This is a genomic window from Aquiflexum sp. (assembly GCF_977115555.1).
Genome location: NZ_CDSBKL010000647.1, coordinates 1 through 1,350, shown reverse-complemented (window position 1 = coordinate 1,350; position 1,350 = coordinate 1). Strand labels below are relative to the sequence as shown.

Sequence of the window (1,350 nt, the reverse complement as noted above, 5' to 3'; positions counted from 1 at the left end):
CCAAAAGATTTTCGGGTTTTTTCAAAAAATATTAAAAAAGTCGATCCAAGAATAAGTTATTTCCTTTTTCCAGAGGGGCATTTAGAAGCCACTTTGGAGGTTGAAAAACAAATGAAAAAATGGTTTCCTAGATTTGAAAAACTGCACCCATTCATGGCTCATTTTAAAGTGGAGAATGTTATGATTCAAGAGGAATTTTATCCCAAACTCGATTTTTTCCAATTGATTTTCATTTATGAACCAGTTGCGCTTTAAGCGGAATGTACTTTTTAAATCTTTATGATATCCATATTAATCTTTCCATTATAGAGGAAGATTGTAATTTCGGTTCTTTTTGGGTAATTTATTGACCTGCAATAACGTAAGCCCAATGGACCAATCGAATAAAATCAACCGAAGAGAATTTATCGGTTCGGCAGCTGCCGTCGCAGCGACCATCTCCATCGTCCCATCCCATGTCATCGCCGGAAGCGGCAAAATTCCTCCCTCTGATCAGATTACCGTGGCCAACATTGGCTGCGGGACCCAAGGCCTGCGCGAAATGGGAGATTTGCTCCAAAATCCAAGAGTCAGGGTAGTGGCAGTCTGTGATTCCAACAAATTCAGCACTGACTATATCGATTGGTCCGCCAATGGCATCCGCAATGACATCCGCAAAGTCTTGGGAGATGACTCGTGGTGGGACAATGTCCCCGGAATCCCTGGAGGCCGGGATGTCGGACAGGCTTATGTGGAGCAATATTATGGAAAGAACAAATCCACCAAAAAATACAAAGGCTGTGCCTAGTATGAAGATTTCAGGGAAATGTTTGCCAAAGAAAAAGGGATCGATGCCATCAAAATCATGACACCTGACCATACCCATGCGCCGATTGCTTTGGCGGCCATGTCTCAGGGAATCCATGTGGTGACCCACAAACCAATCTCAAATAGGCTATTGGAAGGAAGAAAAGTCATCGAAAAAGCAAAGGAAACCGGGGTGATTACCCACCTTTTGGCTTGGTCAGACCGGCCCGAATACCGGCAGATGAAGGCTTGGATGGATGAAGGTCTGATCGGTGAACTCAGAGAAATCCACAATTGGTCTTACCGTCCTGTGTGGCAACAGTGGACAAAAAGACCGACTGAACCGAAGCCAATTCCTCCAGGATTCAATTGGGATTTATGGTTGGGGCCTGTTCCCGATATGCCTTACCATCCCAACTATACCCACAATGTCTTCCGAGGATGGTATGAGTTTGGCGGAGGTTCAGTTGCCGACATGGGACATTACAGTTTGTTTCCGCTATTTGAGACTTTGGGAATCACCAAATCCCCTTTAAGTGCAAGGGCTTATGGCACCACTTCCCG

General features: G+C 44.7%; 3 protein-coding genes. All 3 read left to right on the top strand.

Features of this window, described 5'->3' with window-relative positions:
• Positions 1–255: hypothetical protein (locus ACZFYI_RS20400; protein ID WP_462525956.1), on the top strand; the 255-nt coding region annotated here is incomplete at its 5' end.
• Positions 256–370: 115 nt separating this feature from the next.
• Entirely contained in the window at positions 371–787 is a 417-nt protein-coding gene (locus tag ACZFYI_RS20395) for a hypothetical protein (RefSeq protein WP_462525955.1), read from the top strand.
• An 18-nt stretch (positions 788–805) separates the two neighbouring features.
• Positions 806–1,350: Gfo/Idh/MocA family protein (locus ACZFYI_RS20390; protein ID WP_462525954.1), on the top strand; the 545-nt coding region annotated here is incomplete at its 3' end.